The sequence below is a fragment of the Vibrio sp. PID23_8 genome, assembly GCF_003584965.1.
Taxonomy (GTDB): Bacteria; Pseudomonadota; Gammaproteobacteria; order Enterobacterales; family Vibrionaceae; genus Vibrio.
Genome location: NZ_LIXE01000020.1, coordinates 1 through 18,647 on the forward strand (window position 1 = coordinate 1; position 18,647 = coordinate 18,647).

The 18,647-nt window shown below is 44.4% G+C and carries 19 protein-coding genes and 1 pseudogene; 9 read left to right on the top strand and 11 right to left on the bottom strand.

Features of this window, described 5'->3' with window-relative positions; translation table 11 throughout:
* Window positions 1-528 precede the first annotated feature (528 nt).
* On the top strand, window positions 529-837 hold the full coding sequence (locus tag AK966_RS18750; protein WP_017420768.1) for a hypothetical protein: 309 nt from the start codon (window positions 529-531) through the stop codon (window positions 835-837).
* A gap of 308 nt (window positions 838-1,145) precedes the next feature.
* Here AK966_RS18750 and AK966_RS18755 read toward each other — a convergent pair whose 3' ends face one another.
* Window positions 1,146-3,161, bottom strand: a complete 2,016-nt coding sequence (locus tag AK966_RS18755; RefSeq protein WP_119464695.1) for an RNA-binding domain-containing protein — start codon at window positions 3,159-3,161, stop codon at window positions 1,146-1,148.
* A gap of 182 nt (window positions 3,162-3,343) precedes the next feature.
* Here AK966_RS18755 and AK966_RS18760 point away from each other — a divergent pair.
* Window positions 3,344-4,467 (top strand): annotated as a pseudogene (locus AK966_RS18760) (IS3 family transposase).
* Window positions 4,468-4,773: 306 nt separating this feature from the next.
* Here AK966_RS18760 and AK966_RS18765 read toward each other — a convergent pair.
* From AK966_RS18765 to AK966_RS18795, 7 genes are all read right to left on the bottom strand, one after another.
* The gene (locus AK966_RS18765; protein WP_119464696.1) at window positions 4,774-5,370 is read right to left on the bottom strand and encodes an HGGxSTG domain-containing protein; all 597 of its coding nucleotides are present in this window, start codon (window positions 5,368-5,370) and stop codon (window positions 4,774-4,776) included.
* A 359-nt stretch (window positions 5,371-5,729) separates the two neighbouring features.
* Window positions 5,730-6,566, bottom strand: a complete 837-nt coding sequence (locus tag AK966_RS18770) for an inovirus-type Gp2 protein (protein WP_119464697.1) — start codon at window positions 6,564-6,566, stop codon at window positions 5,730-5,732.
* Between the two features lie 145 nt (window positions 6,567-6,711).
* Entirely contained in the window at window positions 6,712-7,044 is a 333-nt protein-coding gene (locus AK966_RS18775) for an AlpA family transcriptional regulator (RefSeq protein WP_182852758.1), read from the bottom strand.
* Window positions 6,999-7,187 (bottom strand): AlpA family transcriptional regulator, encoded by a 189-nt coding sequence (locus tag AK966_RS18780; RefSeq protein WP_119464699.1) that lies wholly within the window; start codon window positions 7,185-7,187, stop codon window positions 6,999-7,001. Before AK966_RS18780 ends, AK966_RS18775 begins: the two co-directional genes overlap by 46 nt.
* Before the next feature lie 95 nt (window positions 7,188-7,282).
* Window positions 7,283-8,107, bottom strand: coding sequence for a DUF6387 family protein (locus AK966_RS18785; protein WP_119464700.1), 825 nt, complete (start codon window positions 8,105-8,107; stop codon window positions 7,283-7,285).
* A 50-nt stretch (window positions 8,108-8,157) separates the two neighbouring features.
* Window positions 8,158-9,378, bottom strand: a complete 1,221-nt coding sequence (locus AK966_RS18790; RefSeq protein ID WP_119464701.1) for a site-specific integrase — start codon at window positions 9,376-9,378, stop codon at window positions 8,158-8,160.
* 202 nt (window positions 9,379-9,580) lie between these two features.
* The gene (locus AK966_RS18795; protein WP_099079201.1) at window positions 9,581-10,447 is read right to left on the bottom strand and encodes a YicC/YloC family endoribonuclease; all 867 of its coding nucleotides are present in this window, start codon (window positions 10,445-10,447) and stop codon (window positions 9,581-9,583) included.
* A 165-nt stretch (window positions 10,448-10,612) separates the two neighbouring features.
* On the opposite strand from AK966_RS18795, the gene rph reads away from it, so the two are divergent.
* Both rph and pyrE read left to right on the top strand, forming a co-directional pair.
* Window positions 10,613-11,329 carry a ribonuclease PH gene (gene rph / locus AK966_RS18800; protein WP_099079202.1) on the top strand — a complete coding sequence of 239 codons (717 nt, stop codon included), beginning with the start codon at window positions 10,613-10,615 and terminating at the stop codon, window positions 11,327-11,329.
* Between the two features lie 109 nt (window positions 11,330-11,438).
* On the top strand, window positions 11,439-12,080 hold the full coding sequence (gene pyrE, locus AK966_RS18805; RefSeq protein ID WP_119464702.1) for an orotate phosphoribosyltransferase: 642 nt from the start codon (window positions 11,439-11,441) through the stop codon (window positions 12,078-12,080).
* Window positions 12,081-12,470: 390 nt separating this feature from the next.
* On the opposite strand, the gene AK966_RS18810 is transcribed toward pyrE, so the two are convergent.
* From AK966_RS18810 to coaBC, 3 genes are all read right to left on the bottom strand, one after another.
* Window positions 12,471-13,421, bottom strand: coding sequence for a Kdo(2)-lipid IV(A) acyltransferase (locus AK966_RS18810; protein WP_099079204.1), 951 nt, complete (start codon window positions 13,419-13,421; stop codon window positions 12,471-12,473).
* Window positions 13,422-13,426: 5 nt separating this feature from the next.
* A complete protein-coding gene (gene slmA, locus AK966_RS18815) occupies window positions 13,427-14,017 on the bottom strand; it encodes a nucleoid occlusion factor SlmA (RefSeq protein WP_099079205.1) in 591 nt (196 codons plus the stop codon).
* Window positions 14,018-14,179: 162 nt separating this feature from the next.
* Window positions 14,180-15,391, bottom strand: coding sequence for a bifunctional phosphopantothenoylcysteine decarboxylase/phosphopantothenate--cysteine ligase CoaBC (gene coaBC, locus AK966_RS18820; protein WP_119464703.1), 1,212 nt, complete (start codon window positions 15,389-15,391; stop codon window positions 14,180-14,182).
* Between the two features lie 300 nt (window positions 15,392-15,691).
* On the opposite strand from coaBC, the gene radC reads away from it, so the two are divergent.
* From radC to mutM, 5 genes are all read left to right on the top strand, one after another.
* The gene (gene radC / locus AK966_RS18825; protein WP_099079207.1) at window positions 15,692-16,366 is read left to right on the top strand and encodes a RadC family protein; all 675 of its coding nucleotides are present in this window, start codon (window positions 15,692-15,694) and stop codon (window positions 16,364-16,366) included.
* A gap of 302 nt (window positions 16,367-16,668) precedes the next feature.
* Entirely contained in the window at window positions 16,669-16,905 is a 237-nt protein-coding gene (rpmB, locus tag AK966_RS18830; RefSeq protein ID WP_005467944.1) for a 50S ribosomal protein L28, read from the top strand.
* A 13-nt stretch (window positions 16,906-16,918) separates the two neighbouring features.
* Window positions 16,919-17,089 carry a 50S ribosomal protein L33 gene (gene rpmG, locus AK966_RS18835; protein WP_004410866.1) on the top strand — a complete coding sequence of 57 codons (171 nt, stop codon included), beginning with the start codon at window positions 16,919-16,921 and terminating at the stop codon, window positions 17,087-17,089.
* A gap of 175 nt (window positions 17,090-17,264) precedes the next feature.
* Window positions 17,265-17,741 (top strand): hypothetical protein, encoded by a 477-nt coding sequence (locus AK966_RS18840; protein ID WP_099079208.1) that lies wholly within the window; start codon window positions 17,265-17,267, stop codon window positions 17,739-17,741.
* A gap of 20 nt (window positions 17,742-17,761) precedes the next feature.
* Window positions 17,762-18,571, top strand: coding sequence for a bifunctional DNA-formamidopyrimidine glycosylase/DNA-(apurinic or apyrimidinic site) lyase (gene mutM, locus AK966_RS18845; protein ID WP_119464704.1), 810 nt, complete (start codon window positions 17,762-17,764; stop codon window positions 18,569-18,571).
* Window positions 18,572-18,647 lie beyond the last annotated feature (76 nt).

The window sequence follows — 18,647 nt, forward strand, 5'->3', positions numbered from 1 at the left end:
GTAACAACCAAGTTTGACCTTTTGTTTTCACATCAATTGGAACTGGATTTGCTGGCATAGTTATCTCCTTAAAAATCTAGACGACAACTATGCTGACACAGGGGGGAAATGACTGATCGGAATGCTCCGAAATATGCAATAATTAGACATTGATACCCTCCCAACTCTGCTGGGGAGACTAGATTGGTTTGCCATACCCCTGATAATTCGTCAAAGCTAAATTAGCACAGCTAAATTAGCAAAGCCACTGACAAGGTTTTGCCCCTTTCTGTGGTAGCGTCGAACCCAATACACATTCTGCCAATGTGCGTTTGCCTTACTAAAATTTATCCGACGAAGTCTGAATGTTAGACTTTCTAAAATTATGTGCCATTTTGCAGTCTAATCTTCCATACTTCTAGCTAACGTGCTGATTATCAATTGAACTACGATAAGAAACACCGCATTATAGAACGATAAAAGACGGCTAAAAGCCGTATAGAAAGCGTTAGCTGGTAAGTGGAATATTCATCAGAAAAAGGATTGTCTATGTTTAAAGAACCGATAAAGTCATCATTTGCAACGGTACAAATAGGTGTGGCAAAGGCGGACGGTAAGCTGTCGTTGACGGATACAGAGGTTGTTTTTGTCCCATTTAACGAGCAGCTTGGCCTCGGTCCCTACCATATCAAGCGTGATGAAATAAAGTCAGTGATTCAAGATGTGGGTAAGGGTGGTGGAATCATTCCGATCACAACTGATGCAATTCGAATCACTTTATCAAATGATTCAACGTTTGTTTTTATCACGGCTAATCCGAAACAGTGGGTCGAAATTTTCAGTGAAATTACCAGCTAACAAACGACTAAGGTTTCAAGATACTTTTTCTTATCTGAAATGATGCTACTAAGTCATTTGAGCAAAGAAGCTTTTGTCCAAAAGTGAGTTTAAAATGCCGTCTTGCAGTTGCCGTCTTGCAGTTGTCTTGTGGCAATAAGAATAGGCTATGTGTGAAAGTGTAAGCAACAACCATCACCTATAGTGAAAATACAGCCAGCTACCACAATAAGTCAATATAAGTGGTTGGAGATTTTTTGTCGTCCCTGATACCTGTTCGAAACCTCGATACTCCTTATCGAGGTTCTAGGCTATCGGAAAGTTATTAATTATTTTGAGCTTTTTGAACTATATGCTTGGCGAGGTGTTTTGGGTGATTGTGGAAACGCTAGTTCTAGTTCGCCATCCTCTACCATCGTTTTCAAATAGTTTTGTCTGATGTTTTGGTTTGTTCTACCGAGTAAGGTAGCTAACTGAGCGATTTCTATAAAGTGGTCACGACATATATTGGTAATAATTGCTTTCATCTTCTCTTTTGATGTTCTAGGACTTTCTTTTATCGGAGCTGCTATTTTTTTTAATTGGTTGTGAAAGTCTGGTTGTAATAGTTCTAAATTATCAATAATAGGTTTAGATAGATGAGCAGACAGTAAACGACCGTACTGATCTCTGGGTACAGCACTCTTGCTATGCGTTATGTTGTTGTCGTTATGCGTTATGTTGTTGTCGTTATGCGTTATGTTGTTGTCGTTATGCGTTATGTTTGAATCTGTATGACTCAAGAGTTGCTCTGGCAGTGTAGAAGCAACAAAAACGTTATCTGGTGTAGGAATATTATTTACACCGGGTAAGGTGTAATATTTGTGTTTTCCTTCACCTGCGGCAATTAAAAAGTTTTTGCTTACAAGTCTAGGTAAGAGGAGCGTTACTTCGCGGGTGTGCTTTTCTGTAAGTTCACAAGCACGCTCATGATTAATCCACCCTTCTATAGCGGCACTAACCACTATTTTTGTCTCCAGTTCATCTAAATTGTAAAACTCGTCACCAAAAATAGAGTGTAGCCGTTCCATCGTTTCTTGTGGGATAAGACCAGCTGTACTGAGCTCTAATATGGTTTGATCTGGGGACTGTCTTTCAGTGAACTTGGGTTTTCTCCACTTAGCGTCATTCCAGCCACTATAGATTTTAGGTATTCCAGAGCCAGCTCGTTCACTTAAGCCAATTAATAGGAACATTTTCTGTAATGTCTGGTTACGGCAATCACTGAGACCACCAGCAATAACATCTTCTAGTGGTACTCGCATTAGTCCGGGATTACGAAAGCCAAACAGGTCAGGGCGTTTAACAACAAGAATCGGTAAACGGTCAGAGAAGTCTGCATGTACAAGACTATTAATCAAAGCCTCACGCAGGGCGATATGAACAGGGGTGTTGTTTTTTCTTTGTCCACCTTCGAGCTTAAAAGGAACCTTTAAATCCGCAGTTAACTTCTGATAAACCTTACGGTAGAAATCGAATAAATTTCCAGACCAAGTACCATCGTAGTGGATGCGGTCTACCCATCGAAGCTCTGTTTTTGCTTCAGGTCTTTCTTGGTAATCAACAAAGTAATTTGGACGTGCTGAGGTGATGGCGTCCCATGTGCCAAACATCAATACTCCAGCTAGGGTAATCCCTTGCTTACCCGTCTCTTTATCTTTGCGCCACCCGCCTATTTGCTTAAAGAAGCCAAATAGGTCAGAAGCTAGAAAAGGGTGGTCGGGGTTGTGGGATGCTAAAAGGTTTCGATAAGCATTAAGGGTAGTAAAATCGATATCCTCATCAAAAGTATAATGCTCAGATAGCACTTCATTGTCGCGAGAGTCATGAAGTTGCTCAGCGAGCATTCGCTTAACGGTTTCTTCATCACAAACTCTGTCACCTTCGTGAAGTCGAATATAGGCTTTGCCACCTAAAGGGTTCTTACCTAGATAAACAGGTTTTTGCTTACGGGTTGCTGGTGGAATATGAATAGCGAGAACTTCTTTACCTTCCATCGTGACAGTTTGAACGTCTTGCTCTGATAATAGGTTTACACTGACTTTGTCACGATCACTTAGTTGGTTAAACAGGTCGGTGCGTACTTTTTCAATATCAGTAACACCAACAGGCGTAAATTGGCGGTCTTGTTCTTTCACTCCAAGTATTACCCAACCACCACGACCATTCGCCATTGCAGAGTAGGTAGACCAGAAATCCTTCGGCAATTGACCTTTACCATTTTTACCCGCAGCAAGTTTAAATTCAATCTCCGAGGATTCAGCTAGTGTCTGTAGATCGATAATATCTTGAATGGTAAAGATCATTTTATTCCTTAAATCACGTTGGAGCTTATAGGGTTCTCTAATCTTTGATTGTATCTGAGATTGCTCAGTCAACAACAGTTAAAGGTAACATTGCCATTAATTGAGAGGTGGCCCCCAATTTTCGGACATGACTTTAAGTGATTGATCTGTTTGTATAGTACCTAAAAATACTGGAACAGATTATGACTAGAAAACGTAGAAACCACTCTCCCGAATTTAAAGCTAAGGTTGCCCTTGATGCTGCTAGAGGTGATAAAACTGTCGCTGAGTTAGCTCAGAAATACAACCTTCACGCTAACCAAATCTCTACATGGAAAAAAGAACTGCTCGAAAATGCAGCCATGATTTTTGCCTCTGAAAGCCAGTCAGGCAAAGACAGCTCTGAAGAAGTGGACAAACTGCACGCCAAGATTGATCAATTGACCATGGAAAATGATTTTTTGGCCAAAGTGCTCGGTCGTTAGACCGAGCCCAGCGAAAGAGCTCGCTGGTTAAATCCACCCAATTGCCAATAAAGCGCCAGTGTGAGCTTCTCAGTATTGCTCGTTCTACTGCTTACTATCAACCCATAGGACTCTCTGCTGAAGAGATTGAACTACGCCGCATGATTGACGAAATTCACCTTCAGTATCCGTTCATGGGGAGCAGACGCATTCGAAATGAGTTGGCTAAAAAAGGCCATAACGTTAATCGTAAACGTGTCGTTCGGCTCATGCGAGACATGGGTATTGGGGCTATTTACCCCAAGCCTCGAACAACTCTGGCGAACAAAGCACACAAGGTTTATCCCTACCTTTTGCGTGATATCGAAGTCACTTACCCGAACCAAGCTTGGGCGATTGACATAACGTATATCCCGATGGCTAAGGGATTCCTGTATTTAGTCGCCATTATCGACTGGTATAGCCGAAAGGTGCTGTCTTGGCGGCTATCCAACACGATGGACACGAGCTTTTGTATTGAAGCCCTTGAAGACGCGCTTAAACATTATGGGCCGCCAGATATCTTCAACTCAGATCAAGGCAGTCAGTTTACCAGCACCTAATTCACACAGAAGCTAATCGACCATGGAGTCAGGATAAGTATGGATGGGAAAGGACGCTGGGTCGACAATGTTTTCATCGAGCGATTATGGAGAAGCCTGAAATATGAGGAGGTTTACTTAAAAGCTTACACCACGCCCCGAGAAGCAGAGCTTGAAATCGGCCACTACATGGTGTTTTATAATGAGGAGCGTAACCATCAGGGACTCAATGACCTCACCCCTGATGAAGCCTACTTTGGTAGGCAGAGATATGCTGCATGAGCTGGATCAACCACTTAAGAAGTTAGCTTATGTGTCCAACCATTGGGGTCCACTTCTTTGTGGCGAAGCATCCACGTATCAGCAGTATAGTTTGTACAGTTAAAAAGTATCGAGATGCTACAAAGCACATCATTATTTTCAGTGCTCGATCTTGGCTTATAAGGCAAAGTTGTGGCATCTCTGATCCTTTATACTTGAGAATTACCTCTTGTAGCCACGCAATTAGCATCATATCAGCGGCTTGAGATACTTGTGGAACCTCTATACCTAATACCATGCTCTTTTTAATCCGAATTATCAGTACCTTTACTCCGATATTCTTTTTAATCTTTTCTCCAATTTTCGCATCTCTCTTCCAACAAAGTCTTTCTTATGCAGCCACTGATCTGCATATGTCGTCTGAGCTTTACTTTGATGTCTGTAATATTGTGGCGAGCTAATCAGAGGGTAGTAAACATGAAATCCTATGTGCGATGAATTTGTATCTTGATAGTAATGGTCTAAAGCCCCTTGAATGGTAATAAACATTTGAGTTCCGTGGATCTGTAGAATGGCATACTTCATCACTTCCAGAGCAACCTGGTGTTTCGCCACTAGCTGGTTTATTGCAGAGGAGTCTTGCTGGTGGCGTATTAGCTTATGACAGCAAAGTGTTGCTTCATCAAATAAAGGGTTATCGAGCCACTGCATTTTAAAAGGAGTCCAAAACCAATCCGGAACGCTTTGTCTGGCATTTAAACTCGAAGCTTTCTTTCCTTTAGCTGTTTTTGCTCCGGTAGATTTACCTCCATGCAGTTTGCAGCGCCCATTGTGCTTGTTTCCTTTCCGTTTACATGTGCCACCAGAGCGAGTTTTTGCTCCGCATAGTGGCAGTGTGTCTAAATTAAATCGTTTTGTTGTCATGTTGCTTCTTATTAATCATGTATGAGTGGTTAATGGATCAATGGATCACTATTTCCGGTAAATTGCGCAATTATGTAGCAGAAAGGTTAATAAACGGCTGATTTTGCGCAGTTTGAACCGAAAACATCCCAACCTTTTCTTCGCTTCATGGGCTTCATTTCAACAAATTTATCAATGAGCACGGATATACTCTCTTCATGACTTACAAGAGAATATGAGATGGGGGCCCATGTAACCTATTGTATTTATGAGATCTTGTTTTTAAAGGGTGAGTGGTTTGCTCAATAAGTGTACAAAAATACTTCCGGTTCGTGTGCAAAAGTGATCACTTTTCTATGTGAAATGCGCAGTTTTCCGAGCTATGGAGCCCTCGCAACCGAAGGAAAGAGCCATTTCTTTATCGGTTCATGGGGTTTGTTTATCAAAACTGCGCAGCTTTGGTGATCACAAATCTCGGTTGTGCGCGGTAAAGTTGGTTTGGTTAAAACCATTGTCGGCTCTGAGGCGCGACAAGTAAGTTCCAGCTCTGCGGTTAACCATTCTTCACCTAAATCCGCAAGGCTAGTCACGCAGTGCTCAGGGTTCCACGTTGAAGCTTTCGATGGTTTATGTTGACTAGAACCAAAATATCGAACGCCTTTAACAGTGTTTTTTCCGGCATTTTTCGCAAGATAGCTGAGTCGAAAAATGATGCGTTGGCGCTGCATCATATCTCGTGTATCTAGGTTGTAGTATGGATGAGGAATTTTAGGAACATTACCATTGGTTAACTTTGACCAAATAGTCTTTATCCATCCTAGTATTTTCGATGGATTGTTAAAAAGATGGCCGTCTAAGATCAGTGCGCAATGGTAGTGTTGTGCTTTGCTTGATAGTTGTTCTCTTGCCCAAATCAGTGCTTTACGCTTTTTAGCCGAGATGTAGTTTCTTGACCTTGAGCTAATGCTTTGGTCTATGTATTCAAAGAGTCTATCTCGTAGGTCACTGATATGGGTGTTTAACTCACTGTACTTTGGTAAGTGCAAATCAAATCGAAGAACAAATAACTTATTGGTTTGTTCTGACAGAGCGTGAAGAGTAGTGAAAATCTTATCAAGGTAAGCATTGTTTAGACCACCAGCACAATCATAAACATTCCAGAGAGTATTGAGATAACAATACTGCTGGGTGCTTTTATGTCTGAGTGCGGAGGTCATAGTATTAGTTATTACCTGTAAGTTTGGTGGTGTGATTTATGGCGAATACCGTTACTTCACCGTTGTTTGTTGTCGGCTTTGGCTTCCGGTAATTAACTTGAATTAAGTCATTACTAATAAAAAAGCGGCATTTTGCCGCTAGTGATTAGGTAAGATTGGTTTGTTTAAGCCAATCTTCATAGTCATCCCTTCTCCAGCCGAGAATGCGGTTCTTTTGAATGTGAGGGGCAGGGAAGCGTCCTTGCTTTACCCATGCCATTAACGTTCGTTTCTTTTTCGAAACTAGTAATTCCATTTCAGTTACAGGAATTAAGTCTGTTGGCGGTCTCTTACTGAATAAAAAGCGTAAAGGGTCTTTTGCTGGAGTTATCGGTTTTACAACACGATTTGAGCATGAAGAGCAGACTAAGCCTTTTGGTGACGAACTGTTTTTCATTGTCGGCTTTCTATCCATGCTACGAGCTCTGATAATTTCCATGCAATTGATCTTTGTGACAGGCGTACTGGAGCTGGAAACTTGCCTTGTTTAGATAGCTTGTAACACTGTGATCTTGAGATTTGTGTAAGGTGCGCGCGTTCGCGTTCTTTAACTAATCGATCTTGAAATGGTTGTTGATTCATAGTTCCTCTTGGTTTTGTTGGTTTCCTGAGGTGAGGAACTATATTTAGGGTGGTTTAGATAAGCTATGAGAGATAAGAAATGTTATTTCTCATGTTTAATTAGTGAGCGCATCGAGTAGGGTGGATGACATTAAGCTTTTGTCTTTTTTGATGTTTATGCTGACTTGTTGAAACCAGTTTTTGTCGAATAGTTTTTTTGAATAAAAATCACGCCGCCATGTGCTAACAGTTGTAGTATCGATATGCTCATCATGGTCACAGCTGATGGTGTTTAAAGCAGAGGCAATATCACCAAGGGATATGACCTCGTTAATAGATGCTAAATCACTAAGTTGATGTTTCTGGATAGCCCAAATTAGAATGTCGAGATAATCGATAGCACGGTACTTCTTGATGCTGCGAATAGCACCTATCATTTGGGTTCTTTGAGCTTCAAGTGTCGGCTCAGATATTGCTAATTGAGCCCTTATCTTTGGTAGGTTGTAAGTAAGATCCTGAATGATTTGGGCATCGGTTAGAGTTGATAATGGTAAATAAACAACCGCCCCCATTTCACCATTGAGCGTTTCAATGACAAACTCATCTTGTCGATGCCTATGAGCCAAGTTCGCCTCCATTTCAAGAAGCTCCCTCAATCCTGCCTTGTATTGAAGTTGGCAATGCTCACCGATAACAACGCTTTGGCTGAATTTTGGCAAATCTATCAAGTCTCTTTCATTCAGCTGTTTCCATTGGATTCGATTAGAAATTCGTCCCGAGTTGTTTAATGCGTGCTCAATAAATTCAAGGCGTATTTCAAGCTGCTCAAGTAATGTTGCAACAGTCCATTGTTGTTTGTGTTCTGATGAGTAAATGGTTGAGTAATCTTTGTTACTTACCCATTCGATTAGCTCTAGATTTTGTTTTTTATTTTTTGTCATTTCAGTGCCTTATCGATTGTTTTTAGTGCTGTTATTGATGTGGCAGGTGCTTACAAGTATGCGCCAATCAAATCGGAGAGTTGGTTCAACGCTTCTCTGCGCTCATCCAAATAACTATGGCGGTCATAAATACCCACCAGCCCTTGTACTTTGTGGTTTAAGCAACGTTCTGCGATGTGTTCTGGTGTTCCTAATTCTGCCAACAGGCTCCGGCATGTTCTGCGCAGGTCATGAACGGTAAAAGGTTCTATTTCGCTCAACATATTAGGGTAAGGCTTTTTGTTGCTATCGACTTTCATGCCAAACATTTTTGCTAACGCATGGTTTAGAGTGTCGTCCGAAATATAGGGTCTGCGCTTACTCTGTCTACGTGATGGGAATAAGTAGTCTGACCCCGCAGCACGAACTTTTAGCTCTTCAAGCCAGCTTATGACTAGTGGTGATAAGGGAATATCAACAGGCTCAGTTGATTGAGTCGATTTACGCTTGTTGGGGATGCAACTCCAAATGGCTCCTTCAAAGTCGAAGTGCTCCCATTTAGCTGAAATTAGCTCGCCTTTACGGCATCCAAGGCATAGTAATAAGCAGCAAGCCAAGTAGTTATCTCTGGTGAAAATATGGTGCTGTTCCCTGAAAGTTTTAAAAGCATACTCGATATCACTTAGTGACAGAGCTCGTGTTCGGCTACGTTCAGAGCCACCAGCATCTTTCGGTGTAAAAGCTTGAGCTGGGTTATAAGAGGTCAGGTTGAGCTTGATGGCATGGTTAAACATCTGTTTTGCGTAAAGTAGGGTCTTATTTGCAATGCTTAACCGATCAGAAGCAACAATATCATCAACGATTCTTCTTATATGTTGGGGGGTGACGTCTTTGATGGTCATCACTCCAATATGGCGTTTCATTTCCTTGTGATAGTAGCGAGCTGGAATTTGGGGGTTCTTGAAATGCTTTACTAGATAAGACTGATGCCAGTCTTCAAAAAGCTGATCGACGGTGCGAATTTCTGCTAACTCTGCTTTCTTACGTTCGGATTTTGGGTCGATACCTAGCTTGGCATTCTCTACGATCTCCAATGCTGCTCGTTTAGCATCTCGAATAGTCATTCTAGGGTAGGCTTTTGGCAAAGCTATCTGGGAGCGCTTACCTGCGATTGTGTACCTCACCACCCATGAAGGCGTTTTGCTCGCAATACGGAAATACAGCCCACCGCCCAATGCTTCTCTTACATCATTTCCAGCTCGGATTAGTGCGTCTAACTGTTTATTGTTCATATTCGAAATGGTCTTCTGCCTGTATCAATGGTTTTTGTCACCAATTTTCTCGCATTTGGTGACAAGGTGATTTTTGTCACCGATTTTGTCACCACTTGGAATGATACTATAGGAAACAAGGAAGAACATTAAAAAAACAATAAAGCCCCATTAAACGGGGCTTTATAGTCATCTCAAAATCTAGTGGAAACTATAGAAAACCTTATTCTATGTTCTGGATCTGTTCACGCATCTGTTCGATCAGAACCTTGAGTTCCACGCCAGAAGCCGTGATGTCGGTGCTGATTGATTTCGACGCCAGTGTGTTGGATTCTCGGTTGAACTCTTGCATCATGAAATCGAGACGGCGGCCTACTGAGCCTCCGTTCTTCAGAATGTTGGTGGTTTCTTTCACGTGAGAATCCAAGCGGTCGAGCTCTTCTGCTACGTCCGATTTCTGGGCTAACAGAATCAGTTCTTGTTCTACGCGAGATGGGTCCAGTTCAACTTTTGCATCTTCAAACTTAGAGAACAGGCGCTCACGCTGCCATTCTAGGATTTCAGGCATGCGAGCACGCACTTTCACGACTTCTGCCGTGATCGCTTCTAGACGTTGTTCGATCAACGCTTTCATGTTGTCGCCTTCACGACCACGCGCTTCAATGAACTCGTTGATGGCTTCATCAAACGCGCCTAAGAGGGCTTTGTTGACCGTATCCATGTCTTGCTCAGGGGTTTCCATCACGCCTGGCCATTGCATAACTTGGAATGGGTTAATGCGGCTGAGTTCACCAGTCATGTGCATGACTTGCTCAGCGGCTTTGATCACTTGCTTGGCTAACGTCTCGTTGATGCTGAGTTCTGCTTTTGCCGCTGGGTTGGCTTCAAAGCGCAGGCTGCACTCTACTTTACCGCGAGCGAGACGTTTACGGAAACGCTCGCGCAAAACGGGCTCTAGAGCGCGGAATTGCTCTGGCATACGAAAGTAGGTTTCTAGGTAACGCTGGTTAACACTGCGGATTTCCCACACTGCTGAGCCCCAATCGCCTTTTACTTCTTTGCGTGCATACGCTGTCATACTGTAAATCATCGAATTTTCCTGTCTTTAATTTTGCTGAAAATTACTCCGCAATAGTAGCACAGCAAGATGAGGGAGGCTTCGTCAATCTGTAACCCAATAGCTTTATTTAAACGATTCCGCTATAATCTACGCCCAATCAAATCGTCTTCTTCCCATTGTTAAAGGTAGATGCCCATGCGTCCAAACGATCGCAAGGCGGACCAAGTTCGCCCAATCAAAATTACTCGTAACTACACTGCTTACGCTGAAGGTTCAGTGTTGGTTGAGTTCGGCAACACAAAAGTTTTGTGTAATGCGACCGTAGAAGAATCTGTGCCTCGCTGGCTAAAAGGCCAAGGTAAAGGCTGGGTAACGGCAGAATACGGCATGCTACCGCGTGCGACTCACTCACGCACTCGTCGTGAAGCGGCGAACGGTAAGCAAGGTGGTCGTACGATGGAAATCCAACGCCTTATCGCGCGCAGCCTACGTGCTGTTGTGGATCTAAAGGCAATGGGTGAGTTTATGATCACGGTTGACTGTGACGTAATCCAAGCCGATGGTGGTACACGCACGGCATCTATTAGTGGCGCAAGCGTTGCACTGGCCGATGCATTTCAGCACCTAATTGATAGCGGCAAGCTAAAAGCAAACCCAATGAAAGGCCATGTTGCAGCGGTTTCGGTTGGTTTGCTCGGTGACGAAGTGCTATGTGATCTTGAATACGTAGAAGATTCAGCTGCAGACACCGACATGAACGTGGTTATGACGGAAGAAGGCAAGATGATTGAAGTTCAAGGCACCGCAGAAGGTGAACCGTTCAGTCAAGAACAGCTGATGGCCTTGCTCGAGTCGGCGAAAATCGGCATCAGCGAAATCGTCGCAGCGCAGAAGGCGGCGTTAGCCCATTAATTTTTAGATAGCTTCCCCACAAAGGAAGCTATTTTTTTACATATTGCTAGGTCCTCGGACCTAGGATTTAGAAAAAGATAATACCCACACGGAAAATTGAGAGAAAATAATGAAAGCATACCAGCGTGAATTTATTGAGTTTGCACTTGAGAAACAAGTTCTTAAGTTTGGTGAGTTTACTTTGAAATCAGGCCGTAAGAGCCCGTACTTCTTTAACGCTGGTCTTTTCAATACAGGCCGAGACCTTGCTCGCCTTGGCCGTTTTTACGCAGCTGCATTAGCAGACTCTGGCATCGAGTTTGATGTGCTATTTGGCCCTGCGTACAAAGGCATTCCAATTGCGACAACCACAGCAGTAGCACTGGCAGACCACCACGACATCGACACGCCTTACTGCTTCAACCGTAAAGAAGCAAAAGATCACGGTGAAGGTGGTAACCTTGTAGGATCTGCGCTAGAGGGGCGTATCATGCTGGTGGATGACGTAATCACGGCGGGCACAGCGATTCGTGAGTCGATGGAAATCATCCAAGCAAATGGTGCAGACCTTGCTGGTGTGTTGGTTGCTATCGACCGTCAAGAGAAAGGCAAAGGTGCGCTATCAGCGATTCAAGAAGTGGAGCGCGACTTTGGTTGTGCGGTGATTTCTATCGTAAGTCTCTCTGATTTGATCACGTACCTAGAAGAGAAAGGTGACGCAACAGAGCACCTTGATGCGGTGAAAGCATACCGCGCGGAATACGGGATTTAAGGAAAAGGTAGGTCCTAGGTTCAAAAGATGGGTCTAGGATCTAGGACCTAAAATATTGGATTACGGATTACGCACAATCGCTGTCTTTGAGTGATAAGGAAAATACTTGTCATTCTGAACCGTGAGGGACGAACGTGATTCAGGATCTACTAGTCGAACGCTCAATGGTTGACGTGGGCGTTTTGACCACGCGCTGGTTGATATTAGATTCCTAGTCTCGCTTGGGCTCGCTGGAATGACGGCTTTGATTTAGGTGAAGCCTTCAGTATTCCGTACGCGAAGCGCTCCGTATTCGGTATTCAAATGGCTTTCTCAAGAAGCAATGAAATGCACAAATTTCTAGTGCGCTTCACCTAGGATCCTAGGCCTACAACCTAGGACCTATGCTGCTCATTTATATCGAATCCCTTTTGGTGCACTTTCATCGGCCATGGTCTTATAACGCTTGTGTAGCCACATCCATTGTGCCGGCGCGCGCAGTATCACCTCTTCCACGTACTTGTTCATGTAAGCAGCGGCTGCCACTTCGTCTTTTTTCGGGTAATTTGCGTCAATGCATTTATCAGCAATGATCTCGTACTTTCCGTCATCATTGCGAAAGCCCGATCCAGGGATGATGGCGCACTTAGACGTGTAAGCCAGAATGCTGGTTCCGGTCGTGGTGCACGCATCTTCTACCGCGAAGAAAGGCACGAAGACCGATTTGTTACGTCCATAGTCGTGGTCTGGTAGGTAAAACAAGCGCTCACCACTGCGAAGGACGCGAATCATCTGCTTCACATCTTTACGATCAATCAGCTTATTGCCATCGTGGGTGCGGCCCCAGTATTGAATAAAGTTGTAGGCTGGGTTGTTGTGTGGACGATATGCGCCATAGCCAGCGACACCAAGCACCGCAAAAGCACGTGCAGTGATTTCTAAATTCAGAGCGTGCACGCAGCAAAGCAGTACCCCTTTGCCTTCCGCCGCTTTTTCACGCACCGCCATAAGGTCTTTCTCGACCAACAACGTTTTGAAGCGCCATGTTGGCCAGAACCATGTGATGCCGGTTTCAATGAGTGCCATACCGGTGTTTTTGAAGTTTTCTTCAACGATATGCTGAATCTCTTCTGCGGTTTTGTCAGGGAAAGCCAATTCAAGGTTACGTGTGGCGATATGAACTCGCTTTTTGCCGTAACGCATACCCAAATGGCCGAACGTACGGCCGAGTGGTAATAGCAAGCGATAAGGGAGGAGGTTGACCACGATGGCCAAAAGGCCAAACCCGAGCCAAACACCCCAGTTACGAGGGTGGAGAAGGGAAAGAGAAAACTCGGGTTGCGTGTATTTTTCTTTACTCATAATCTCTACTTTATTTGTGCACTGAGAAGTGCCCAGTACTCGTCAAAGTTCGCAGTTGGCTGATACTTAAAGTCACTGCGGACAAAGCGGTTTAGGCTACCTTCAACTTGTCCAAGAATTTGAGCGGCTAAGATACGTTCTTCAACTGGGAAAGATTTGCCTTCTCGGATCTTACGTTCACGCAAGATCTGGCGCAATTGAGTTTCAATGCGTTCAAACAGTTGGTTGATACGCTCACGTAGGCGCTCGTTTTCAAACATTAAAGCATGACCAGACAGGATGCGTGTCAGGCCAGGGTTACGCTCTGAGAATGCCAAAATCAGATGGATCACCATACGGATGCGCTCAAGGGTATCTTTTTCATCATCCAGAATGCGGTTGATGCGTGTCATGAGCGCTTCTTCAATAAATTCGATTAAGCCTTCAAACATGCGTGCTTTGCTTGGGAAATGACGATAAAGCGCGGCTTCCGATACGCCGACCTGCTTTGCCAGTTTTGCCGTAGTAATGCGTGAAGCGCCTTCCGTTGATTCAAGCATTTGTGCTAATGCTTGCAAGATCTCTTCACGACGATTGGATTTTCTACTGCCGGCCATTAATTACTTCCTTACAAAATACAAAGTTGGGCGGGGGGGGGAATTATAAGATGCTATTTGGCATCAAACTAGACTACGGAGGGTGGAATGGGAGCTTTAACACCCTCAGTTGTCATGTTTATCGCAATTTTTGGTCAAATTTTGATAAAAATGGAACGGCGATTACTTCTGTGCGAGCATGAGGGTGTGCATTTTTTCTAGGATCTTGAAGCTTAATGCTTCTTTTGATTCAAGAGTGAGTGCAAGTTCACCTTGTGGCCAAAACAGCGTAATCGCGTTGTCATTACTGTTGAAACCTTGACCGGTAACTGAGACATCATTAGCACAAATCATGTCGAGGTTCTTTTTCAAAAGCTTACCGCGAGCATAGGTTTCGACGTCATTGGTCTCAGCAGCAAAGCCTACCGTAAACGGGCGCTGCTTTGGCATTGCCGCTACCGCCGCCACAATGTCAGGGTTTTTCACCATGGTGATGGTCATTTGATCACTGTCATCGGTTTTCTTCAGCTTTTGAGTGGCCACTTCTTCTGGACGATAGTCTGCAACCGCCGCACAGCTGATGAAAGCATCGTGAGTGGCGGCGTGCGCCATGACCGCGTCGTGCATCTCTTGTGCACTAGACACGTTAATGCGCTCTACGCCTGTTGGCGTGTTCAAGTTAACAGGGCCGCTAACGAGGGTGACTTTCGCTCCCATTTGCGTTGCCGCATTCGCCAACGCATACCCCATCTTGCCCGAGCTGTGGTTGGTGATGTAACGCACCGGGTCGAGCGCCTCACGCGTTGGACCTGCCGTGATCAAAATAGATTGACCAGCCAGCACTTTTGGCTGAAAAAACTGCTCACACAAGTGCACTAGTTGCATCGGTTCTAACATTCGGCCAGGCCCCACGTCACCACACGCTTGTTCACCTGCAGCAGGTCCCCAAATGTGCATACCACGGCGTGTTAATGTCGCGATGTTCTCTTGAGTAGCCACATTGCGATACATCTGTTGGTTCATGGCAGGAGACACCGCGACTGGCGAATCGGTTGCCAGTACTAACGTACTGAGCAAATCGTTGCCCATACCCGCAGATATGCGAGCAATCAAATCGGCTGTTGCTGGAGCAAGAAGAACCAAATCGGCCCATTTCGCTAATTCAATGTGGCCCATTGACGCTTCTGCCGCTGGATCTAACAAGCTGTCAGAGACCGGGCGACCAGAAACGGCTTGCATGGTTAAAGGCGTAATGAACTCTTTCGCCGCCTTTGTCATCACAACTTGAACTTGCGCCCCTCTTTCTATGAGGCGACGGGTTAGCTCCGCACATTTATATGCGGCAATACCGCCACTGATGCCGAGTAGAATTTTCTTTCCTGCTAGTGTTTGCATGTGAGCTCTCCAATTTTTCTGGCGAGGATTCTAGCACAACTCAAACGCTTATCGCCTGCGCAAATCGGATGGGACATGCATCTACATCAAACAAAGTGTGACGAATGCTTACAATTTTTATTTCTCGCAGAGGCAAAAAGATTTGCCTAGCGTTCGGGCTAATTTGATCGAAATTCCTACCTCTTGATGATCCACACAATTACATAGAAACGCCGTTGGGAGCTAGGAAAGCGACATTGATACTCGACTTTTATTGGGGGTTTTGTGGAATAGGGATTCATTTATTGAGTGAGAAGCCTGATGCCCCTTAAAGCCCTACCTAATGACTCTATGCCGAGAGAGAAGTTACTCCAGCGAGGACCACAAGCCCTGACCGATGCCGAGCTACTGGCGATATTCTTGCGCACGGGCACACAAGGTATGAACGTCATCGAGCTGGCTGATTTCCTCATTCAAGACTTTGGGACGCTTAGGCAGTTGTTTTCTGCGTCTGAAAAATCCTTTTGCCAACACAAAGGCTTGGGGCAGGCTAAATATGTGCAATTACAGGCTGTTCTTGAGATGGCGCAGCGCTATCTTGCTGAAACGTTAAAGCGGGGGGATGCATTAACCAACCCTGAGCAGACCAAATTATATCTCTCTTCTATTTTAAGAGATCGCCAAAGAGAGGCGTTTTACATTCTTTTCCTAGATAACCAGCATCGAGTAATAAAAGATGAGATCCTATTTGAAGGTACGTTGGATACGGCGTCAGTTTATCCGAGAGAAGTGGTTAAGCGCGCTCTACACCATAACGCGGCAGCTTTGATTCTAGCACACAATCATCCATCCGGAGTGGCAGAGCCGAGTCAAGCGGATCGACGAATTACGCGCCGTTTAATTGATGCATTAGCATTGGTGGATATTCGTGTTTTGGACCATTTTGTCATTGGTGATGGAGAAAGTGTTTCTTTCGCAGAAAGAGGGTGGATATAACTGTGCATTTTTTAGGTTGTTAGTTGCTAAAAATCTGCTATCATCCTCGCCACTAAATTTTTAACTGAATTCAGCTTGAACTGCTAGAAAAACCCGCTGTTTAAAAAAAGATCACGAAAACCTGTAAAAAGGATCTGTTCGGGTCTTGAGCAATGCATATCAAGTTAGTATAATGCGCGACCTTTGATAGCCTTGTATGGATTTTCCATAGCGGTTCTTAACCTCAAACTTCTTTTCGAGAAATAGAGAGGTTCGGCCACCAAGGTTGATATCGAGCTGAAACGATTTTGGAGAAGACATTCATGTCACGAGTATGCCAAGTAACTGGTAAGCGTCCAGTAACGGGTAACAACCGTTCACACGCACGAAATGCTACTAAGCGTCGTTTTCTGCCGAACCTACAAACTCATCGTTTCTGGGTAGAGAGCGAAAAACGTTTTGTTAAACTACGCCTTACTGCAAAAGGTATGCGCATCATCGACAAGAAAGGTATTGATACCGTTCTTGCAGATATCCGTGCACGTGGCGAAAACGTTTAAGAGGAAATAGGCAATGGCAAAGAAAGGCGTTCGTGAGAAAATCCGTCTAGTATCTTCAGCAGGTACAGGCCACTTCTACACAACTGATAAGAACAAGCGTAACATGCCAGGCAAATTTGAGATCAAGAAATTTGATCCAGTTGTACGCCAGCACGTTATGTACAAAGAAGCTAAAATCAAGTAATTGGTTTTGTCTCTTTGACGATTTGAAAAACCCAACTCTCGAGTTGGGTTTTTTATTATCTGAAATTTGTCCCATCACTTCCTCCCTACCTTCACCACGTTTGCATACGGATGTTCTAGTCAAGATGGATGAGCTTTGATAGTTTGTCTCTAATCACATGAGATTAGGAACCACTATGCGCATTAGTCCGGCTCGTCGCCGTCGTTGGAACAACATTCTTATCTTGGGCATTATCGCCTTCATGGTGATCTTAAATGCGCCGACTTGGATCAAAACTTATCTACTTACTGAGGATGCGGATCCTTATCCTAATCTTCTGCGCTCAGATTACGAAGTGAGTGCGCTGTACTTCAGTGGCTGGGAGATGGAAAAGCAAAACGGTCAATGGCAATCGAACATTAAAGCCAATATTCCCGTACAAGAGATCATCACTCGTTGGCAATCTTTGGAAGGGACTGAACTTACCCCTGAGCAATATAGTCATCTTAAGCCAAGGCTGACCGCACCTGAAAGCATCGAGATTTGGTACCAGGGGTTAGATGAACCGCAGCGTGTCACTTTCTTTCGAATGGATGACTTTTGGCTGTTTCGTAATTGGCAAGATAAATGGATTGCCATCTCTGTCGATGGTAATTACATCATGCCCAAGTAAACGTCTTAGAGGAAAAACCTATGCCAGAGTTACCAGAAGTTGAAGTCAGCCGTATGGGCATCAGCCCACATCTGGTTGGGCAAACGATCAAGGCCTTTGTGTTCCGTACCCCTAAGTTGCGTTGGGAGATCCCCCAAGAGTTAAAGCAATTAGAAGGACAGGTTATCCGCCATATTCGCCGTCGAGCTAAGTATTTGCTGATTGAAACTGAGCAAGGCACGGCGATTGTTCATTTGGGCATGTCGGGATCGCTTCGTGTGTTGGATGCAGACTTCCCAGCAGCAAAGCACGATCATGTGGATCTCAAACTGACGAATGGCAAAGTGCTACGTTATAACGATCCGCGCCGCTTTGGTGCATGGCTTTGGTGCGCGCCAAATGAATCTCACGCAGTGTTAGCGCATATGGGACCAGAGCCTTTAACGGAAGAGTTCAATGCGGACTACGTCGCGGAGAAAGCCAAAGGTAAGCGCGTTGCGGTTAAGCAATTCATCATGGACAACAAAATCGTCGTCGGAGTCGGGAACATCTACGCCAACGAATCTTTGTTTAAATCACGGATTCATCCCACTCGTCCGGCAGGTAAGCTGACTAGGAAAGAATGGCAACTTTTGGTCGAGAACATTAAGGCCACGTTAGAAATTGCTATTCAACAAGGTGGCACGACGTTGAAAGACTTTGCCCAAGCGGATGGAAAACCAGGGTACTTTGCACAAGAGTTATTGGTATACGGAAAAGCCGGAGAGCCATGCCCTGAATGTGGCGAAACTCTCCAAGAGCAGAAGATCGGTCAGCGAAATACGTTTTTTTGTGATAAGTGCCAGAGTTAGTCATCAGATAAATGCACACGTATGCATTAATATCAGCGGTTGTAATCTAGCCGCTTTCCCTCAATAATTCATTCAA